Origin of the sequence: Microvirga terricola (assembly GCF_011777495.1) — a bacterium.
GTDB lineage: Bacteria > Pseudomonadota > Alphaproteobacteria > Rhizobiales > Beijerinckiaceae > Microvirga > Microvirga terricola.
In genome coordinates this window covers 371,171-388,845 of record NZ_JAATJS010000003.1, presented here as the reverse complement: position 1 = coordinate 388,845, position 17,675 = coordinate 371,171, and the positions used below count along the sequence as shown (strand labels likewise).

Annotated in this window: 19 protein-coding genes and 1 tRNA gene; 6 read left to right on the top strand and 14 right to left on the bottom strand. The window is 63.1% G+C overall.

Annotation, left to right across the window (positions count from 1 at the left end):
• Positions 1-105: 105 nt before the first annotated feature.
• The 4 genes from HB375_RS10250 (at position 106) to tyrS (ending at position 5,661) form a co-directional block, all read left to right on the top strand.
• Positions 106-2,646 (top strand): heavy metal translocating P-type ATPase, encoded by a 2,541-nt coding sequence (locus HB375_RS10250; protein ID WP_167672892.1) that lies wholly within the window; start codon positions 106-108, stop codon positions 2,644-2,646.
• 28 nt (positions 2,647-2,674) lie between these two features.
• A complete protein-coding gene (locus tag HB375_RS10245) occupies positions 2,675-3,694 on the top strand; it encodes a 2Fe-2S iron-sulfur cluster-binding protein (protein ID WP_167672891.1) in 1,020 nt (339 codons plus the stop codon).
• 31 nt (positions 3,695-3,725) lie between these two features.
• Positions 3,726-4,184 (top strand): Cu(I)-responsive transcriptional regulator, encoded by a 459-nt coding sequence (gene cueR, locus HB375_RS10240; protein WP_167672890.1) that lies wholly within the window; start codon positions 3,726-3,728, stop codon positions 4,182-4,184.
• Between the two features lie 223 nt (positions 4,185-4,407).
• Positions 4,408-5,661: a tyrosine--tRNA ligase gene (gene tyrS / locus HB375_RS10235; protein ID WP_167672889.1), complete on the top strand. Its 1,254-nt coding sequence runs from the start codon at positions 4,408-4,410 to the stop codon at positions 5,659-5,661.
• A 51-nt stretch (positions 5,662-5,712) separates the two neighbouring features.
• Here tyrS and HB375_RS10230 read toward each other — a convergent pair whose 3' ends face one another.
• On the bottom strand, positions 5,713-6,291 hold the full coding sequence (locus tag HB375_RS10230) for a tyrosine phosphatase family protein (protein ID WP_167672888.1): 579 nt from the start codon (positions 6,289-6,291) through the stop codon (positions 5,713-5,715).
• A 274-nt stretch (positions 6,292-6,565) separates the two neighbouring features.
• On the opposite strand from HB375_RS10230, the gene HB375_RS10225 reads away from it, so the two are divergent.
• Positions 6,566-7,360, top strand: coding sequence for a L,D-transpeptidase (locus HB375_RS10225; protein ID WP_167672887.1), 795 nt, complete (start codon positions 6,566-6,568; stop codon positions 7,358-7,360).
• A gap of 14 nt (positions 7,361-7,374) precedes the next feature.
• Here HB375_RS10225 and HB375_RS10220 read toward each other — a convergent pair whose 3' ends face one another.
• From HB375_RS10220 to HB375_RS10200, 5 genes are all read right to left on the bottom strand, one after another.
• Complete coding sequence (locus HB375_RS10220) at positions 7,375-8,040, bottom strand: ankyrin repeat domain-containing protein (protein WP_167672886.1); 666 nt, start codon at positions 8,038-8,040, stop codon at positions 7,375-7,377.
• An 88-nt stretch (positions 8,041-8,128) separates the two neighbouring features.
• Complete coding sequence (locus tag HB375_RS10215; RefSeq protein WP_167672885.1) at positions 8,129-8,344, bottom strand: hypervirulence associated TUDOR domain-containing protein; 216 nt, start codon at positions 8,342-8,344, stop codon at positions 8,129-8,131.
• A gap of 101 nt (positions 8,345-8,445) precedes the next feature.
• Positions 8,446-8,685, bottom strand: coding sequence for a hypothetical protein (locus tag HB375_RS10210; RefSeq protein WP_167672884.1), 240 nt, complete (start codon positions 8,683-8,685; stop codon positions 8,446-8,448).
• Complete coding sequence (locus tag HB375_RS10205) at positions 8,636-9,298, bottom strand: acyl-homoserine-lactone synthase (protein ID WP_167672883.1); 663 nt, start codon at positions 9,296-9,298, stop codon at positions 8,636-8,638. Before HB375_RS10205 ends, HB375_RS10210 begins: the two co-directional genes overlap by 50 nt.
• Positions 9,299-9,380: 82 nt before the next feature.
• Positions 9,381-10,115: a helix-turn-helix transcriptional regulator gene (locus HB375_RS10200; protein WP_167672882.1), complete on the bottom strand. Its 735-nt coding sequence runs from the start codon at positions 10,113-10,115 to the stop codon at positions 9,381-9,383.
• A gap of 275 nt (positions 10,116-10,390) precedes the next feature.
• On the opposite strand from HB375_RS10200, the gene HB375_RS10195 reads away from it, so the two are divergent.
• Positions 10,391-10,885 carry a YidB family protein gene (locus HB375_RS10195; protein ID WP_167672881.1) on the top strand — a complete coding sequence of 165 codons (495 nt, stop codon included), beginning with the start codon at positions 10,391-10,393 and terminating at the stop codon, positions 10,883-10,885.
• Between the two features lie 62 nt (positions 10,886-10,947).
• Here HB375_RS10195 and HB375_RS10190 read toward each other — a convergent pair whose 3' ends face one another.
• From HB375_RS10190 to HB375_RS10155, 8 genes are all read right to left on the bottom strand, one after another.
• Positions 10,948-12,126, bottom strand: coding sequence for a DUF937 domain-containing protein (locus HB375_RS10190; protein WP_167672880.1), 1,179 nt, complete (start codon positions 12,124-12,126; stop codon positions 10,948-10,950).
• 246 nt (positions 12,127-12,372) lie between these two features.
• Positions 12,373-12,837 carry a hypothetical protein gene (locus HB375_RS10185; protein WP_167672879.1) on the bottom strand — a complete coding sequence of 155 codons (465 nt, stop codon included), beginning with the start codon at positions 12,835-12,837 and terminating at the stop codon, positions 12,373-12,375.
• A gap of 98 nt (positions 12,838-12,935) precedes the next feature.
• A tRNA-Phe gene (locus HB375_RS10180) sits at positions 12,936-13,011 on the bottom strand.
• Between the two features lie 104 nt (positions 13,012-13,115).
• Complete coding sequence (yacG, locus tag HB375_RS10175) at positions 13,116-13,313, bottom strand: DNA gyrase inhibitor YacG (RefSeq protein ID WP_167673255.1); 198 nt, start codon at positions 13,311-13,313, stop codon at positions 13,116-13,118.
• A gap of 21 nt (positions 13,314-13,334) precedes the next feature.
• A complete protein-coding gene (locus HB375_RS10170) occupies positions 13,335-14,021 on the bottom strand; it encodes a Maf-like protein (protein WP_167672878.1) in 687 nt (228 codons plus the stop codon).
• Positions 14,022-14,055: 34 nt separating this feature from the next.
• Complete coding sequence (locus HB375_RS10165; RefSeq protein ID WP_167672877.1) at positions 14,056-14,913, bottom strand: CDP-alcohol phosphatidyltransferase family protein; 858 nt, start codon at positions 14,911-14,913, stop codon at positions 14,056-14,058.
• A gap of 41 nt (positions 14,914-14,954) precedes the next feature.
• On the bottom strand, positions 14,955-15,656 hold the full coding sequence (locus tag HB375_RS10160) for a phosphatidylserine decarboxylase (RefSeq protein ID WP_167672876.1): 702 nt from the start codon (positions 15,654-15,656) through the stop codon (positions 14,955-14,957).
• A gap of 54 nt (positions 15,657-15,710) precedes the next feature.
• The gene (locus HB375_RS10155; RefSeq protein WP_167672875.1) at positions 15,711-17,624 is read right to left on the bottom strand and encodes an ABCB family ABC transporter ATP-binding protein/permease; all 1,914 of its coding nucleotides are present in this window, start codon (positions 17,622-17,624) and stop codon (positions 15,711-15,713) included.
• Between the last annotated feature and the right edge of the window lie 51 nt (positions 17,625-17,675).

The following is a 17,675-nucleotide window of genomic DNA, read 5'->3' as shown; positions in this document are numbered from 1 at the left end:
GCTTCATCTTGACCACCTGAAAGGCGCTGGTCTCGAGGGCACTTGACCTTCCCATGGTGGGAGGGATCACGACATCAGCCAATGAGTTGAATCCGGAGATTCGATATGGCTGAGCACAAGCATCCGAACGCGCCCTTAACGCTAGACATCCCTGTCGAGGGGATGACCTGTGCGTCCTGTGTCGGCCGGGTCGAAAAGGCGATCAAAGCCGTCGACGGCGTGGCCAACGCGAACGTCAATCTCGCGACAGGACGCGCGACCGTGTCGCTGGCCCCCTCCCCCGCCAATCCGCAAGCCGTGGCGGAAGCGATCCGCAAGGCCGGCTACGAGCCGGGCGACACCAAGGTCGAGCTGAAGATCGAGGGCATGACCTGCGCCTCCTGCGTGGGGCGGGTCGAGAAGGCGCTGAAGCGTGTGCCGGGCGTGCTCGACGCCACAGTCAATCTCGCCACGGAGCGCGCCTCCATCCGCACGTTGGGCGGCAAGGACGCTGTCGGGCCTCTCAAGGCGGCCGTCTCGGGCGCGGGCTACAAGGCTGAAGAACTTCATGCCCACCACGGGGATCACAGCGAGCACGCGCGTCCGGCGAGCGAAGCCGAGATCGCCAGCCTGCGACTCGCGCTGATGGTCGCGGCGATTTTCACTCTCCCGGTCTTCGTGCTCGAAATGGGGTCTCACTTCATTCCGGGCATGCACGAATGGGTGATGGAAACCATCGGCCATCGCCAGAACTCGTATCTCCAGTTCGTGCTGACGACGATTGTGCTGTTCGGGCCGGGCCTTCGCTTCTTCAAGACGGGTGTTCCCGCGCTCCTGCGCTGGGCGCCCGAGATGAACTCGCTTGTCGTTCTCGGCACGAGCGCGGCCTACGGCTATTCGCTGGTCGCGACCTTCCTGCCGGACGTGCTGCCACTCGGCACGGCCAATGTGTATTACGAGGCCGCCGCCGTCATCGTGACACTGATCCTGCTTGGCCGCTTCCTCGAGGCACGGGCCAAGGGGCGCACGTCGGACGCGATCAAGCATCTCCTGAACCTGCAGGCCAAGACCGCTCGCGTCGTGCGCAACGGCGCGACGGTGGAAGTCCCTCTGGAGGACGTTATCGCAGGCGACGTCGTGCAGGTCCGCCCCGGCGAGAAGGTTCCTGTCGACGGCCAGGTGATCGAGGGATCGTCCTTCGTCGACGAATCCATGATCACTGGCGAGCCGGTGCCCGTGCAGAAAGCCGTCGGCGCGGAAGTCGTCGGCGGTACGATCAACAAGACCGGCAGCTTCACCTTCAAGGCCACCCGCATCGGTGCTGATACCGTGCTGTCTCAGATCATCCGCATGGTCGAACAGGCGCAGGGCTCCAAGTTGCCGATCCAGGCCCTGGTCGACAAGGTGACCGCCTGGTTCGTCCCCGCTGTCATGGGCGCTGCCGCCCTCACCTTTGCGATCTGGATGATCGTGGGCCCCTCGCCCGCCCTCACCTACGCTCTCGTCAACGCGGTCGCGGTGCTCATCATCGCCTGCCCCTGCGCCATGGGATTGGCGACGCCAACCTCGATCATGGTCGGCACCGGGCGCGCGGCGGAACTTGGCATTCTCTTCCGCCAGGGCGAGGCGCTGCAGAGCCTCAAGGAAGTTGGCATCGTCGCTCTCGACAAGACCGGCACGCTCACCAAGGGCCGTCCCGACCTCACGGATTTCGTTGTCGCTCCCGGCTTCTCCGAGACTGACGTGCTGAAGCTCGTCGCGGCAGTTGAAAGCCGCTCCGAACATCCGATTGCGGAAGCCATCGTCGAAGCGGCGAAACGCAAGGGCATCCCTCTTGCGACGACCGAAAGCTTCGATGCCGTGCCGGGCTTCGGCGTCTCGGCAACCGTCGAGGGCCGCAAGGTCGATGTGGGCGCAGACCGTTTCATGACGAAGCTCGGTTATTCGGTCGCCGAGTTCGTCACGACGGCGGAACGCCTCGCTCTCGAAGGCAAGAGCCCGCTTTACGCCGCCATCGATGGCCGCCTCGCCGCGATCATCGCTGTCGCCGACCCGATCAAGCCCTCGACGCCGCAAGCCATCGCGGCGCTGCATGCGCTCGGGCTGAAGGTTGCGATGGTTACCGGCGACAACAGCAAGACGGCGAAAGCCATCGCGCGGCAGATCGGCATCGACGAGGTCGTCGCCGAGGTGCTGCCCGACGGCAAGGTCGACACTGTGAAGCGCCTGCGCGACAAGTTCGGCAAGATCGCCTTCGTCGGCGACGGCATCAACGATGCTCCCGCCCTCGCCGAGGCCGATATCGGCCTTGCCATCGGCACCGGCACTGACATCGCAATCGAGAGCGCCGATGTGGTTCTGATGTCCGGCGACCTGCGCGGCGTGGTCAATGCTATTGCGCTCTCGAAGGCGACGATCCGCAACATCCGCCAGAATCTCTTCTGGGCCTTCGCCTACAACGTCATCCTCATCCCCGTCGCGGCGGGCGTTCTCTACCCCGTCGACGGAACGCTGCTCTCTCCGATGGTCGCCGCGGGTGCGATGGCCTTGTCCAGCGTCTTCGTGGTGGGCAATGCGTTGCGCCTGCGGCGCTTCAAGGCTCCCATCGAGGCACGGCACGAAGCCGCGCCTGTGGTCGCCATGAAGCCTGCCACAAGCGCACGCTGACCCTCCGCTTCGGACCAGGAAAAGCCCCATGGCCCATCAGATTCACGTCCGCTCGACGGGACGGACCATCGTCGTGAAGGAGGGCGAGACGATCCTCAGCGCCGCGCTCGATGCCGGCATCGCCTATCCGCATGGATGCCGCTCGGGACGCTGCGGGTCGTGCAAGTCGCGCCTCGTCAGGGGCGAGGTCGACCTTCTGCCGCACACGCCTTTCTCGCTGACCGAGAAGGAGCGCCAGGAAGGGCTGGTGCTGGCTTGCCGCGCACAGCCGAAATCGTCCTGCGAGATTCTCTGGCTGCATGGAGACGCTGAAGCGGTCGAGCATCCGCGAAGGAATCTTCAGACTCGCATCGTCGAGATTTCGGATGCGGCGCACGACATCAAGCGCGTCCGCCTCGCCATCGAGGACGGGCAGGCCTTCGCGTTCTCTGCGGGACAATATGCGCGGCTGACCTTTCCCGGAGCGCCGACCCGCGACTACTCGATGGCGAACAGTCCGGACAAAACGATCCTCGAGTTTCACATCCGCCGCGTGCCCTCCGGCGCGACGAGCGAGCATGTCGCCTCCTCTGCGAAGGTCGGCGACATGGTGCGTGTCGAAGGTCCGTTTGGCAGCTCCTATCTGCGCGAACGGCACAACGGCCCCATCGTCTGCGTCGCGGGCGGCTCGGGCCTTGCGCCGATCAAATCGATTGTGGAGACCGCGCTTGCGGCGGGCTTAAAGCAGCCGATCCGTGTCTATTTCGGTGCGCGCAGCGAGCGGGATCTTTACCTCCTCGATCGCTTCGCGGTTCTTGAGGTCGACCATCCGAACCTCACGTTCATCCCTGTTCTGTCCGCGCCTCTCGGACCGACGCAGAGGCGGGTCGGGAATGTGTCGGAGGCGCTGGCTCAGGACCTTGCGGATTGCGATGGGTGGAAGGCTTATGTGGCCGGTCCCCCGGTCATGGTCGAGGCGGTGGGCGCCGTTCTTGCCGAGCGTGGCCTTGGCGCGGGCGACCTCCATGCCGATATCTTCTTTACCCCCGAGCTGGCTCCCGCAGCCTGAGGGGAACGTTTTACGGAGAGGACGTGAGGTCATGAATATCGGACAAGCGGCTGAAGCATCCGGAGTGTCGGCCAAGATGATCCGCTATTACGAGTCGATTGCCTTGATCCCAAAGACCGTTCGGACGGAGTCCGGCTACCGGGTGTATTCGGACAGCGATGTCCACACGCTCCGTTTTATCCGCCGTGCGCGGGATCTTGGATTTTCCGTTGAGCAGATCTCCGATCTCGTCTCCCTGTGGCAGGACCGCGAGCGGGCGAGCAAGGACGTCAAGCGCATCGCGCAGGAACATGTCACCGTGCTTCAACGCAAGATCGTGGAACTCCAGCAGATGGCGGAGACTCTCAACCATCTGGCCACGACCTGCCACGGCGACGGCCGGCCCGATTGCCCGATCATCCAGGAACTGGCGAGCAACGACGCGCCTCATTGCTCATCGGCAGCGGGCACAAAATTCGGCACTTTGGGCAAGGCGCCGACGCGCCGCTAGACCGCGCCATCGGGCACGGTTGACGCGTGACGCCCTACTGGCTAGGTTCTCGCCCATGATCACCGGTCGCCACACCTTCGTCAGCTATTTTACGCCGTCCCCATAGGGCGGCACGTTCGGTTGCGACCAGACGTTCGATGCCGCCGCTCCCGGCGGCATCTTCATTTGGTGATCGAGTCTCCGGGCAGCGGCTCCTGCCAAGCCTCAAAGGAGACTTTTCAAAATGCCGACCCACAAATCCGACTTCCTGAACGTTCTGACCGAACGCGGCTTTCTGCATCAATGCACCGATCTCGCCGCGCTCGATGCGCGTCTCGCGGCGGGGCCGGTCACGGCTTATATCGGTTTCGACGCCACGGCCGACAGCCTGCATATCGGCTCCCTCGTCCAGATCATGACGCTGCGCTGGCTTCAACGCACGGGCAACAAGCCCATCGTCCTCGTCGGCGGCGGAACAACGCGTCTCGGTGATCCAAGCTTTCGCGATGCAAGCCGACCGCTGCTGGATGATGCGCAGATCGACCGCAATCTCGTGGGACTTCAACAGGTCTTCTCGCGCTACCTGACTTTCGGTGACGGCGCGACGGATGCGACGCTTGTCAACAACGCCGCCTGGCTCGATCCGCTGCACTTCGTCGCCTTCCTGCGCGAGTTCGGCACGCATTTTACGGTCAATCGCATGCTGACTTTCGACAGCGTGCGAACACGGCTGGAGCGCGAGCAGCCGCTGACCTTGCTCGAATTCAACTACATGGTTCTCCAGGCCTTCGATTTTCTGGAGTTGTCGCGCCGCCACGATTGCGTTCTGCAAATGGGCGGCTCCGATCAGTGGGGCAACATCGTCAACGGCATTGAACTCAGCCGCCGGGTCGATCAGCGCCAGCTCTTTGGATTGACCACGCCGCTGCTGACGACATCAGCGGGAACGAAGATGGGCAAGACGGCGAATGGAGCCGTCTGGCTTAATGCGGACCGTTTGAGCCCTTACGAATTCTGGCAGCATTGGCGCAACACGGACGATCTCGACGTGCCGCGTTTCCTGCGTCTCTTCACGGAATTGCCGCTGGACGAGGTGCAACGGCTTGCCAAACTCCAGGGCTCCGAAATCAATGAGGCGAAGCGCATCCTCGCCAATGAGGTCACGCGCCTCGCGCACGGTGACGACGCAGCGCAGGCGGCTGAGGAAACCGCGCAGCGCGCATTCGAAGAGGGCGGAAACGCTGCGGGGTTACCAACCTTCGAGATCGCACGGTCCGACCTGGCGAACGGCATTGCAATGACAGAGCTTTTGGTCCTCGCGGGTCTTTCGACCTCGAAGAGCGATGCGAGACGCCTGATCGCCGGCGACGGCGCGCGTCTCAACGGGCTCGTCGTCAGCGATGTGAATGCCGAGGCGGGGCTGCCCGACCTGAACGACGGCATGTTGAAGCTGACCGCCGGGCGCAAACGCCACGCGCTTATCCGCGCCGTCGGATAGTGAAAGAAACCGGCGCTCTCCACCTATTGCAGAGAGCGCCGGTCGATCTCGTTACGCCGCCATATCGACTTCGCGACCGCGGCCCAGTTCACGCATCCACTTGGCCATCTCAGGATCGCGGCGGACCTGGCGGCCGTAATGGCGGCGCAGGGCCGCGGAGAGGCGGCCACCGCGCGACAGGAGATCGTCGGCAAACTGGATCATCACGGAGTTCGGCCAAGCCTGCGGGCGGATTTCAGCAAGGCGTTCAAGCAACCGGTCCTCGCTTTCGCCGGGATTGGCCTGCGCCATCAGCGTCACCATCGCTGCCGTGGAGCGGGAAATGCCCATATGGCAATGAACGAGCAGATGCCCATCGACACGCTCGCCGCCTCTCTGCGCCATGGCCTCGCCGAACTGCAACACCGCTTGCACATGCTCGGGCTCTGGCATCAACATTCCCGGGCGCGGATCGATAATGTCGTTGAAGCGCAGGATGGTCCGATGATGCGGATCGTAAGCCTGGAAAGCATCCGGGTCGGGATGTTCGGGGTCGAGAATCGACAGCACATGCGTGACCGAGCGCGCGCCCTGCTCCGGCAGTTCGGAAATTCCGCAAACGGTGAGCATGGAGATGGAGGAGGACTTCATCAGGCACGAACCTTTCCAAGGAGCGGGGTGAAGACGCAACTAACCGGCTCGTAGACCCAATGGCGTGTCGAAGCAATCGCGGCGGGGGGCCGCACAATAGAGAACAAAATCCGCTCACGGAATGAGTGTGGCATCGATACAACAGCGGAGATGCGCCACATTTTCGCCACGCCCGGTCCACGGTCCAGTCACGCCCAAGCTTATCAAACGACAATGTCGCATCGCGGGCTTTCTGCCCCGCCTTCCGCAACCAAAAATACGAGTCGTGAATCCCATGTCCGCCGCCGCTCCGGTCCAGAGCCGCCCTTTCCCGCAAACCGCTCTTCGCCTTGGCGCCCTGCTCTTCCCGTTGATCATGGCGGGCTGCATGGCGAGTGCTCCGCCGCAGCCTCAGGTTCCGCGGATCGATCCGGCCTATCTCGCGATGTATGGCGAGCAGCCGGATGAGCTGCATCCGATCCCGCCGACGGATATCTCGGAGGTCGACCCGCGCTTCCTGCGCCGCGAAGTGGCCTATAACGGCCCGGAGCGACCGGGCACCATCGTCGTCGATACGGGAGCACGCTATCTCTACCTCGTACGCGAAAACGGCCGCGCGGTCCGCTACGGCATCGGCGTCGGCAAAGCAGGGCTTGCCTGGAGCGGACGCGCAAGCGTCGGGCGCAAGGCCCCCTGGCCGCGCTGGACGCCAACGGCTGCCATGATCAAGCGCGAGCCGGAACGCAACGCACCATGGGCCGGCGGCATGGCGGCGGGTCTCGAAAACCCGCTCGGCGCACGCGCGCTCTATCTCTATGACGGCGGTCGGGACACCATGTACCGAATCCACGGCACGTCCGAGCCATGGTCCATCGGTGAGAATGTTTCGAGCGGCTGTATCCGCCTGTTCAACCAGGACATCATTGACCTTTACAACCGCGTTCCGGTCGGCGCGCCGGTCGTCGTGCTCAACGCACCTGACGCGGAGACATTTGAATCTGCGCCGTTCCAGTCCGGGCCGTTCGACCCTCCCCCTCCCAAGCCCGTACCGTTCGAACCGGAACCGCGGCCGCGCAGGATTTTCTACTAAGCCGCTTGCGGCGGTCAGCGACCCCCGGCCTTTTCCAGAAGCGCGGCGATCTCTCGAAAGCCGCGCTTCTTTGCATGCTGCAAAGGCGTAATGCCGTCGCTGTCGGGAATGTTGACGTTGGCGCGCCCACTTTCGATCAGCATCTTCACGATCTCGACATGGCGGGTGCCGCCATCGCTAAGAACGACAGCCTCCATCAATCCGGTCCAACCGAGATTGTTGACGTGGTTCACGTCGATATTGGTTTTGAGAAGTTCCCTCACTGTCTCAACATGCCCGCGCTCGCAAGCCGGGATCAGAGCCGTCCCGCCATAGCGGTTCGTGCTCTTCAGGTTCGCGCCGTTCGCTAGCGTCAGTCGTAGGATATCGAGATACCCCCGGGCGCCAGCGAGCAGATAGGTGCTGTCGCGCTGATTGTCCTGCGCGTTCACATCCGCTCCAGCCTCGATCAAAGCGCGCGCCACCGCGATGTGATTGCCTTGCGTGGCAGCGAGCAACGCCGTGCGATTGCGCGCATCGCGCCCCGCGACGCTGGCGCCTTTGGCGAGTAAATCGCTGACCGAAGCAACATCGCCGCGGTTAGCAGCCTCTATAAGCGCGGCATCAAGAGACGTCATCGTCTGCGCTCCAAGCGGTTGGAATAGGAAGAGGGTCAGGACGACTGCAAGAAGATACCGCATGGCCAACCTCCGCGTCATGGCACCAACCGCGCTGGTACCACATGCGGCTTCGATGGCAGGCGCAAAAACAGCCCCGCTCTCTTAACGATCACGTGATCTTGCGGAGCGCCGAACCCTTGTGCAGGGCGATGTGGTCCGTCTTGTCGCTCTTGATCTCGTACTGGGGCTCATCCTCGCTCGCGTGATGGATATAGCCCTTGTAGTTCACGTTCTGTGTGTGAACCTTGACGATATGCCCCGTGACGTGGCCGGCCTCGGAATTCCAGGTCACATGGTCGCCGACGTTGAATCGCCTGCCTGACATGAAGCGCCTCCGGTGGAGCCTACTGGCATGATAACGGCGGAAAACAGAAGCGGTCCCGGCCTGACATCCGTGTCAGAGCGGGACCGCTGTTGTGACTGAGTTCAATCGCTATAGCCGAGATCGTCCACCAAACCGTCCGCGGCATTGAGAAGAGCGCGCAGGTGCGGCAGGCGTTGGAAGTCGCGCTCGGTGAGCACACTCTTCATCGAAACCAGCTTGGCGGCGATCTCGAGCAAGTTGACAGACAGACGTTCATCACGGCTGAAGTCCGAAAAATGCCCCTCGCCGCGTCTAACCCGCTTTTCGGAAGGGTTCTGTTCCGAAAGCTTGTCTGCGTCCATCATGCGTCTCCTTGCTCCAAGTTAAAACCGATTCAGTCCAGCCCGTCGCCGCGCGAACACCTTCCAGCGCGCGCTGATCGACATCCACGAAAGCGGCAAGCGTCATCGACCCACCGATATCCCGTGGCAATCCCATGGGCTTCGCCGTCCAGCCGAAGCGTTGCCAGCGCGGCAGCCAGAACGTCTCCATCACGCCGCCAACGCGGCGCGCGCCGACGGACAGGCAATATTCCATGACGCCGCAAAACAGCGCTCCTGCCACGGATCTCGGGCCTTGCCCCGTCCGGCGGGCGGGCACGACGAACATACGTGTCCATTCGATTGTCTCAGCATCCCGCGGCACCGGCTCGCGCTCGACAAGGTTGGGAAAGATTTCGCTCAGGAGCGTGGGCTCGGACATCGGCAGCATCCGCGATGCACCGACGAATTCCGAACCGTCGAGGGCGAGAAGATGAACCGTGTTGTCGGTATCGAACTGGTCGCGCTCAAGGCCATCTGCGCGCCGCAGGTCTTCCCAACCCCGCTCCTCGACATAGACGAGGTGGCGCCAGCGGTAATAGGCGTTCATCTCCTCGGCGTAATCGGCAACGTTTTCCCGAGAGACCACATGCACTCTGACCATCATGCCCCCCAAACTCTGATTGGAGGATCTTTCGGTCGCGGGCGGCTCTTGCCTATCCGAAGATCTTAGGAGGTCAGTACGGTTGCAGTTCGCCCGTCTGGAGAGCGACGGCGACGGCCTGCGTGGTGTTGGCGACGTTGAGCTTGCGGCGCACGTTGTCGAGATGCGTGATGACCGTCGCCTCGGAAATCGACAGGATGCACGACGTCTCCCAGGCGCTCTTACCGGCCGCCGCCCAGGTCAGAACCTCCCGCTCACGCGGCGTCAGTCTTTGCCGGATAAGGCGCTCCTCGCCCAGAAGCACTCTGAGTCGACCGTGCGCCGTGATTGCCAAAAGATGCGCCGCGGCAAGATCCCTCGGGCCCATGTCCAGGCGATGAGGGCTCGCGAAGCTGATGGCGGATTGCCAGCCGGTGGCGGTGTAGATCGGCACACAGAAACCGTCCGTCAGCCCGAACTCGACGGCCTCGCCCATCATTGTCCTGGCGGAGACCCGCTCACCCCGCTCCGCCGCATGGCCCCATTTAAAAGGCGTGCTCGTGGCCAGCGCCTGCTGGCCGATAGGGTCCACGCGGAAATAGTCGCGGGAGATGTAACGGTCGAACCAGCCCGCCGGCCATGAATTGAGGAGAACGAGCGGCTCCAGCGGACGATTGGGCAGTGGAAGACCGGTCACGATGAAATGGGCGAAGCCGAGATCATCCGCCCGCGTGCGCAAGGCGCTCAAAACCTCATCGACCGATTTGAAACTCTCGCAAGCCTCGACAAACTCGAAAACGATATCCGCCTGACTATTCCCGCCAGCCATCGTCAGCACCGCAAGAGACTACGCTAGAACATATCGGCAGAGCCGAAGGCCCGTGTCAACATGACGCAGAGTTCTGCTGCTGGCCTCCCGCAAACCTCTGGGGAACTTGAAGTTCTCGCCCAAGACAACGGCTCTTCAGGGCTACCGCGGAAGCGCAACGCCCCTCCCATCGCCACTCTTTTTTGCGGCCGCCCAGCGAACGACCCATTCGCGGCCTCGAGCGTTGAAAGCGCAGCGGAAAGTCGCGTTCGCGGCTCGACCAAAGGAGGGGTGAGATGGGACTACTTGATCAAGTGCTCGGAGGATTGAGCGGATCGCAGAGCGGCGGGTCGAGTTCGATGTCGCCGGTCATCAAGGCTGCCCTCCTTCTGATGGCGGCGAAGGCCGCGCAACACTACCTGAGCCCGAAGGCGGCGCAGCCGGAAGCGGGCCAGGAACCGCAGGCCGATGACAGCCAAGGCAAAATCACCAGCGGCATGCTCGCTGGCCTCCCAAGCCTCACGGGCCTCGGCGGGCTGGTCGAACAATTCACCAGGAGCGGTCAGGGCGACGCCGTCAATTCCTGGATCGGGCCCGGCGAGAACAAACCCATTTCCTCCGATCAGCTGCAAAACGTACTGGGGCCGGACGTCATCAATCGGTTGCAACAGCAGACGGGTTTACCTGTCGATCAGCTGTTGAATGGTCTTTCGCAGGTTCTGCCCCAAGTGGTCGACAAGCTGACCCCACAAGGTCGCATGCCGACAGAGCAGGAAGCGGCACGGTGGTGAATCACGGGATCGGCGGTCGGCTTTGGGAATTGCATTCTCAAAGCCGACCTGATGCAGTGAGACTAAGCAGGGCTCTTCGTCAGCGTCGCGAGATTGGCGCGTAATCCGTCCATCGGCCCTTTCAAAATCTCAGCCACGCCAGGAATGGCAAGCACCCGCGCGATCTGCTCGTTGAGAGCGGGCATATTGGCCGCGGCAATCGTCGCGAGAGCACTCCGGCCATCTGCGGGAAGCGCGCCGACGAGATTGCGGATGCGGTCCATCTGCGCCTGCTCCTCGATGAGTCTCGGAAGCGCCGCTTGAGCAGTCGCCGTATCGGTGATGCCGCTCAAAGACGTTTTCACCGCATCGAGCGCAGAAGTGGCCTGGTTCGCGATCTCTGTACCGCCCGCGATGTTCCGCAGCGCCGCCATCGCCTGATCGGTACGCGCCTTCATCTGCTCGGCCGAAGGAAGCGCTCCCGTTGTTGCAGGACGCTCGACCTGCTGTGGCTGCGTCGTTTGAGCTTGCTCGGTGACGTTCGGCGTCATCCGGCTGCCGTACAGCCACCACAACGCGGCGAGGACGATTGCCGCGGGAATCGCCCAATACTGCCAGCGCGCTTGTTGCGTCAGAGCGGCGCGTTGCGCGGAATAACGCGCGGCTTCTGCCGCCGTGCTCGCCGCTCGCTGGGCCTCGCCGGTCACGCCGGTAACGTCGCTCAACAAGCGGGAGCTGCGCAGAATGTCGGAGAAGCCCGATGGGAGCGCTGCCTGAATGTTTCCCTTCTGCGCGGCCAACAGGTCGGACAGACCCGACGCGTCGAGACGGCTAGAGCTGGTCTCTTTCGCGAGCGCTCCAGTCACCACGGAGCCGAGAAGCCCCATCAAAGGCGAAGCGGAGTTGGGGTCGATTCTGGCAAATCGCGCGATTGCACCGGCAAGACTCTGCGTGGTCGAACCGCCGAGAAGTGACGAGAGCATGGCCGTACCGCTTTCCGACGTCGCGGCCTGACTCGGGGTGCCGAGCATGCTGGATAGACCATCCAGGAAGCCCGGCGGCTGCCGCGAGACCGCGTCATACAGTCTGTTGGCGCCCTCGGACGTCTCAGTGCTTTTCATGAAGCCGCCGAGAAGCGCCGGCACCGCGGCAGTGATGGCCCGACCGGTCGCACTACGGTCGAGGCCGAAAGTCGACGCGATCTTGCCGATCATGTCCGGCGTCAGGAATTGCATGACAAGTGAGACGAGATTGGTGGGCATGATCTTCCTCCGCTGAAGGAGAAGGCCGAACCCGGCGGTCACGACGAGGCAACGCATTAAAACGCCACGGTCGGCGATGAATTTTCACTCGGCTAGGCAATTGCTTATGGAGTCATCCGTTAAGCGATCTTGCGACTAGCAAAGGGACATCGGGGGAACGGTTTCAGCCTCGGCTGGTTTCGTCCGGACGATCAATGTGGCGGCTGCGCCGAAAGTGAGCGCGCTGGCTTTGCTGCGTCGCTTTCATCATTGCGATGGAAGGATGATGATTCCCACCGGTGGAGCAGCCTGACTTGCCGAAGGCGCGCACTGGTACCAGAACTCCGAGTGCGAAGCGGTCAACCCCATGCCGGCGGTCAACCGGCACCCGTAGCGACGGGAGGCAAGCGGAACCGATTCACTGCCCTGCATCGTGAGATATTCTTGCGCGGGCTCCGCATACCACACGCCGGGTAGGCTCGTCAGTCGAGGCAATCCGCGTTGGCTCCTGCACACCCCGTTGGCCATCAGGCTTAAGGCATAGGGCCTGATGAGAAGGCGGTGTTCGTCCTTTTTGTCGAAGACTTCGTAGCCGCCATGGCAGCTCGTGTTCACCTGTGTCGGCGCAACGCCGATATAGGTCGATATCTCGACCAGGCCGGGGCTGGCGCACGCCGCCATGAATGCTGCGAAGGCGCAGGACAGCGCGAAATTTCTTATCCAGCGGCTCATGGTCCTCTTCCCCAAAATCGGGCGAAAAGAAACACGCCGACCCGATCAGGATGCTCCGATCAGAGGCTAAATAATCTTATGCCAGGGGAAAGAAAGAGTGGTGCCCAGGGGCGGAATCGAACCACCGACACTGCGATTTTCAGTCGCATGCTCTACCAACTGAGCTACCTGGGCATCCGGGCGTCGGCCAGAGGCCGTGCGCGTCAGAGGCCGGTTGTATAGTCAGACCTGGAGCGCATGTCCAGCGGTCTTGAGCGACAAGTTTGAGGAAAATTCGATCAGGCTTCCCGGTCGTCCTCGTCGCGGTCTTCGTCGTCCTCGACGGCTGGGATGGCGTAGCCCCCGGAAAGCCAGCGATTGAGGTCCACGTCCGCGCAGCGCTTGGAGCAGAAGGGGCGAAATTCCGCTTGCGTGGGCTTGCCACAAACCGGGCATTTTCCAGCGGATGAAAGGGGCTTGTTCTCGTTGGCGGGCATCATTGTGGCGATCCTCGGCGCTTAAGCCGCGTTGAGCCAGGTGAATCGGACCGGATACCCCTCCCCGTCCAGAAGAGCGACGGTCTCATAGAGGGGCAGACCCACCACGTTGGTATAGGAGCCGACGAGCTTGATCACGAACGTGCCTGCTAATCCTTGGATCGCATAGCCTCCGGCCTTGCCGCGCCACTCGCCGGAGGCGAGATAGCGCTCGAACTCCTCCCGCGAGAGGCGCTTGAAGCGCACGCGGGTTTCCACGAGACGGTCGCGAATCGTGTTCTTGGGCGTCACCAGAGAGATGGACGTGAAGACCTTGTGCGCCCGGCCCGAGAGCAGGCGCAGGCAAGCCGCCGCCTCATCAAGCACCTCCGCCTTCGGCAGAATGCGTCCACCAGCGACGACGACGGTGTCGGCGGACAGAATGAAGGCATCCTTCAGCTCTTCGCGGTTGCGGGCGGTTTGGAGGGCCAGTTCGGCCTTCTGGCGGGAGAGGCGCTTGGCCAGATCCTTCGGAGGCTCGCCCTTGAACGGCGTCTCGTCGATATCGGAAGGCAGAAGCGCATCGGGCTCGATGCCGGCCTGCTGCAGCAGCGCGAGCCGGCGGGGCGATGCGGAAGCCAGAACCAGTTTCGGACGCCAGCTGGGACTCGATGCCTCGGAGGAAAACGCCACGATGATCTCCACGCTACTGCGGGCTGAGAGGCCCATTCTTGGCGGATCGGCAAACGCCGCCCGCGCCCGGTCAGATGGAACCGGGGCCGGTTGAATCAAGCGGCTGCGACTCGCTCGGCTGACCTGCCATTTCGGCCGCGTGCGCCCTTTCGAGCGTGCGATAGCGCGCCGCGCTGATCGGAATGGTCGCGAGGAAGAGAATGGTAACAGCCGTCAACACTTCGAACGGGAAACTGACCAGCAGGCCGAAGGCCGCGACTGACAGGACGAAAATCGGCAACACCCAATGGCGCGGCACGTATTTGCCTATGGTCTTGCCGGAATAGACCGGGATGGTCGAGACCATGAGGAACGCAAGACCGAGCAAATAGACCAGCACGATCGGCGCAGCCGGAGCACCAATCGGAACGCCAAGGAAGGACAGATAGAGCGGCAGCATCGACGTCAGCGCGCCCGCGGGCGCGGGCATGCCCGTGAAGAAGTTTTTCTTCCATTCCGGCCGGTCGGGATCGTCCAGCATCACGTTGAAGCGCGCAAGGCGCAGCGCCATGGCGATGGCGAAGACGAGAACCGCGATCCAGCCGAGCGCCTTCAGTTCATGCAGTATGAAGCTGTAGAGGACGAGCGCGGGCGTCACGCCGAAATTGACGAAGTCCGCCAGCGAGTCCAGCTCGGCCCCGAACCGGGACGTGCCCTTCAAAAGCCGCGCGACCCGGCCATCGACCGCGTCCAGCACAGCCGCCGCGACAATAGCGATGACCGCCGGCACCATCCGCCCTTCATAGGCCAGCCGGATGGCCGTCAGGCCAAGGCAAAGCGCGATCAGCGTGATGATGTTGGGCACGATCACGCGAAACGGCACCGGTTTGAAGAGACGCCGACGCGGCTCGTTAGGGTCCGGGGCGAAGGGCGGAAAAAGGTCACTCATGGCGCGATTCTAGGTTCAGCCCAGGGAAGCCGCAAGCGACGCTAGCCGACCCGGTGCTGGCGCGCCGGTTCCTTGGCCGACAGATCGGCCAGAACCGTCTCGCCCGCGACCGCTGTCTGGCCCAGGCCGACGAGGACCTGCGTCGAGAGCGGCACGTAAATGTCGAGCCGCGAGCCGAAGCGGATCAGGCCGAAGCGCTCACCCGGGCTCAGGCTGTCGCCTTCCTTGACGAAGGACACGATGCGCCGCGCCACGAGGCCCGCGATCTGCACCACGCCGATCTTGGTCCCCCCCGTCTCGATGACGAGGGCGTTGCGCTCATTGTCCTCGCTCGCCTTGTCGAGCTCGGCGTTGAGGAAGAGGCCCGGCGTATAGAGGATCTGGGTGATGCGGCCCGCGACCGGCGACCGGTTCACGTGGCAGTCGAACACGTTCATGAACACCGAGATACGGGTCATCGGCTCACTCGGCAGGTCGAGTTCGGCCGGAGGCACGGCGGTGGTGATGAGGCTGACCTTGCCGTCGGCAGGCGACACCACGAGGCCATCGCGGATCGGCGTCACGCGCGGCGGATCGCGGAAGAAGTAGCAGACCCACACCGTGAGGATCGTGCCGATCCAGCCCAAGGGCGACCACAGGAATCCCAAAACGATCGTCGCAGCGAGCGCGATCAGAATGAAGGGATAGCCCTCCTTGTGGATGGGAACGAAGATGCGGCGCATCGAATCCAGAATGTCGCTCATTCTTTTGAAGCCTCAATGGTTTGGAAGAGGGGATGGCAGGGGCCGCGGGTTCCGTCAACCCGGCACCGCCTCCTTGCTCAGTTCTTCCTCTTCCGCGCGTTTCAGGGCCTCGCGGGCCTCGTCGGCTTCGCGCTGGCGGTTCCACATGGCGGCATAGAGCCCGCCGGAGGCGAGCAGGCCCGCATGGGTTCCGCGCTCAGCGATGCTGCCATGGTCGAGAACGATGATCTCGTCCGCACCGACGATGGTGGACAGGCGGTGGGCGATGACGAGGGTCGTGCGCCCCTGGCTGACCCGGTCGAGCGCGTCCTGGATCTCCTTTTCGGTAAAGGAGTCGAGCGCCGACGTCGCCTCATCGAGAACGAGGATCGGCGGGCCTTTGAGGATCGTGCGGGCGATGGCGACGCGCTGCTTCTCGCCGCCCGACAGCTTCAGGCCGCGCTCGCCCACCGAGGTGTCGTAGCCTTCCGGCAGGTTGCTGATGAAACGGTCGATCTGCGCGAGGCGTGCTGCCTCCCTCACGTCTTCGGCGGCGGCGTCCCAACGGCCGTACTGGACGTTGTAGCCAATGGTGTCGTTGAACAGCACCGTGTCCTGCGGAACCATGCCGATGGCTTTGCGTAAGGTCCCCTGCTGCACGTCGGCGATGTTCTGACCGTCGATGAGGATGCGTCCGCTCGCGGGTTCATAGAACCGGAACAGAAGGCGCGAAATCGTCGACTTGCCCGCGCCCGACGGACCGACGATGGCGACGGTGTGCCCGGCGGGCACCTCGAAGGACACGCCTTTGAGGATCGGGCGCTCGGGAATGTAGGAGAAGTGCACATCCTCGAAACGCACCACGCCCTCAGAGATGTGGAGCGGCTTGGCGTGCGGCTTGTCCTCGATCTCGGGATTGCGATCGATGATCTTGAACATGTCGTCGATATCGATGAGCGCCTGTTTGATTTCGCGATAGAGCATCCCCATGAAGTTCAGCGGGATGTAGAGCTGCACCAGCATGGCGTTGACGAGCACGAAGCTGCCGATGGAAGCGCGGCCCGCCATGATGTCCTGCGCGGCCAAAATCATCACAAGCATCATGCCGATGGAGAAGATCACCGCCTGACCGGCGTTGAGAACCGCCAGCGAAACATAGGTCTGCGTGGACGCCCTCTCATAGCGCTCCATGGAGTGATCGTAGCGGATCGCTTCGCGCGCTTCCGCGCCGAAGTATTTCACGGTCTCGTAGTTGAGGAGTGAATCGACTGCCTTAGTGTTGGCGTCCGTGTCGGACTCGTTCATCCGGCGGCGGATGGAGATACGCCACTCGGTGGCCTTGTAGGTGTAGGCGAGATAGACCACCACCATCGCCAACACGACGAGCGAATAGAGCCAGTCGAACTCCCAGGCGAGAAGGCCGAGGACCAGCGCGAACTCGACGATGGTGGGGATCAGCGTCAACACCATGAGGCGCGACAATTCCTCGATGCCCCTGCGTCCGCGCTCGAGCACGCGGGTCAGGCCGCCGGTCTTGCGTTCGAGATGGAAGCGCAAGGACAGGCGGTGCATGTGCTCGAAGGTTTGCAGCGCGAGCTTGCGCACCGCATGCATGGCGACCTTGGCGAAAAGCCCGTCGCGGACCTGCGTGAGCACCGCCATGAGAATGCGGGTGACACCATAAACGATGGTGAGGAGAACCGGCGCGCGCCAGAGCCAGGTGCCTGAAGTCGTGGCGGCCTCGATCCCCTGCCCCGCGCCGCTGGTCGCGGCGACTAGCGCATCCGTCGCCCACTTGAAGGCGAACGGCGTCACCATCGTGACGCCCTTGGCGACCAACAGCAGGCCAAAGGCCAGAAAGACCCGGCGTTGTAGATCCGGGCGGCCGTGGGGCCAGAGATAGGGCCACAATTTCGAGAGGGTCGCGACCAAACCGGGAGGCTTCGGCTTCGCCGAGCCAGCCGACGGGACAGCGCTGGAGGGGGGCATTCGCTACGATCCGATCAAAAGCTTCGGACCCCGATATAGACGATCGACAAC

Bases quoted from the DNA above. Each gene is read 5' to 3' on its own strand.
- HB375_RS10155 (WP_167672875.1), bottom strand. From the start codon at position 17,624: ATGCCCCCCTCCAGCGCTGTCCCGTCGGCTGGCTCGGCGAAGCCGAAG.
- cueR (WP_167672890.1), top strand. From the start codon at position 3,726: ATGAATATCGGACAAGCGGCTGAAGCATCCGGAGTGTCGGCCAAGATG.
- HB375_RS10250 (WP_167672892.1), top strand. From the start codon at position 106: ATGGCTGAGCACAAGCATCCGAACGCGCCCTTAACGCTAGACATCCCT.
- HB375_RS10200 (WP_167672882.1), bottom strand. From the start codon at position 10,115: ATGGCTGGCGGGAATAGTCAGGCGGATATCGTTTTCGAGTTTGTCGAG.
- HB375_RS10185 (WP_167672879.1), bottom strand. From the start codon at position 12,837: ATGAGCCGCTGGATAAGAAATTTCGCGCTGTCCTGCGCCTTCGCAGCA.
- HB375_RS10160 (WP_167672876.1), bottom strand. From the start codon at position 15,656: ATGAGCGACATTCTGGATTCGATGCGCCGCATCTTCGTTCCCATCCAC.
- yacG (WP_167673255.1), bottom strand. From the start codon at position 13,313: ATGCCCGCCAACGAGAACAAGCCCCTTTCATCCGCTGGAAAATGCCCG.
- tyrS (WP_167672889.1), top strand. From the start codon at position 4,408: ATGCCGACCCACAAATCCGACTTCCTGAACGTTCTGACCGAACGCGGC.
- HB375_RS10225 (WP_167672887.1), top strand. From the start codon at position 6,566: ATGTCCGCCGCCGCTCCGGTCCAGAGCCGCCCTTTCCCGCAAACCGCT.
- HB375_RS10215 (WP_167672885.1), bottom strand. From the start codon at position 8,344: ATGTCAGGCAGGCGATTCAACGTCGGCGACCATGTGACCTGGAATTCC.
- HB375_RS10195 (WP_167672881.1), top strand. From the start codon at position 10,391: ATGGGACTACTTGATCAAGTGCTCGGAGGATTGAGCGGATCGCAGAGC.
- HB375_RS10170 (WP_167672878.1), bottom strand. From the start codon at position 14,021: ATGGGCCTCTCAGCCCGCAGTAGCGTGGAGATCATCGTGGCGTTTTCC.
- HB375_RS10165 (WP_167672877.1), bottom strand. From the start codon at position 14,913: ATGAGTGACCTTTTTCCGCCCTTCGCCCCGGACCCTAACGAGCCGCGT.
- HB375_RS10230 (WP_167672888.1), bottom strand. From the start codon at position 6,291: ATGAAGTCCTCCTCCATCTCCATGCTCACCGTTTGCGGAATTTCCGAA.
- HB375_RS10210 (WP_167672884.1), bottom strand. From the start codon at position 8,685: ATGGACGCAGACAAGCTTTCGGAACAGAACCCTTCCGAAAAGCGGGTT.
- HB375_RS10245 (WP_167672891.1), top strand. From the start codon at position 2,675: ATGGCCCATCAGATTCACGTCCGCTCGACGGGACGGACCATCGTCGTG.
- HB375_RS10220 (WP_167672886.1), bottom strand. From the start codon at position 8,040: ATGCGGTATCTTCTTGCAGTCGTCCTGACCCTCTTCCTATTCCAACCG.
- HB375_RS10190 (WP_167672880.1), bottom strand. From the start codon at position 12,126: ATGCCCACCAATCTCGTCTCACTTGTCATGCAATTCCTGACGCCGGAC.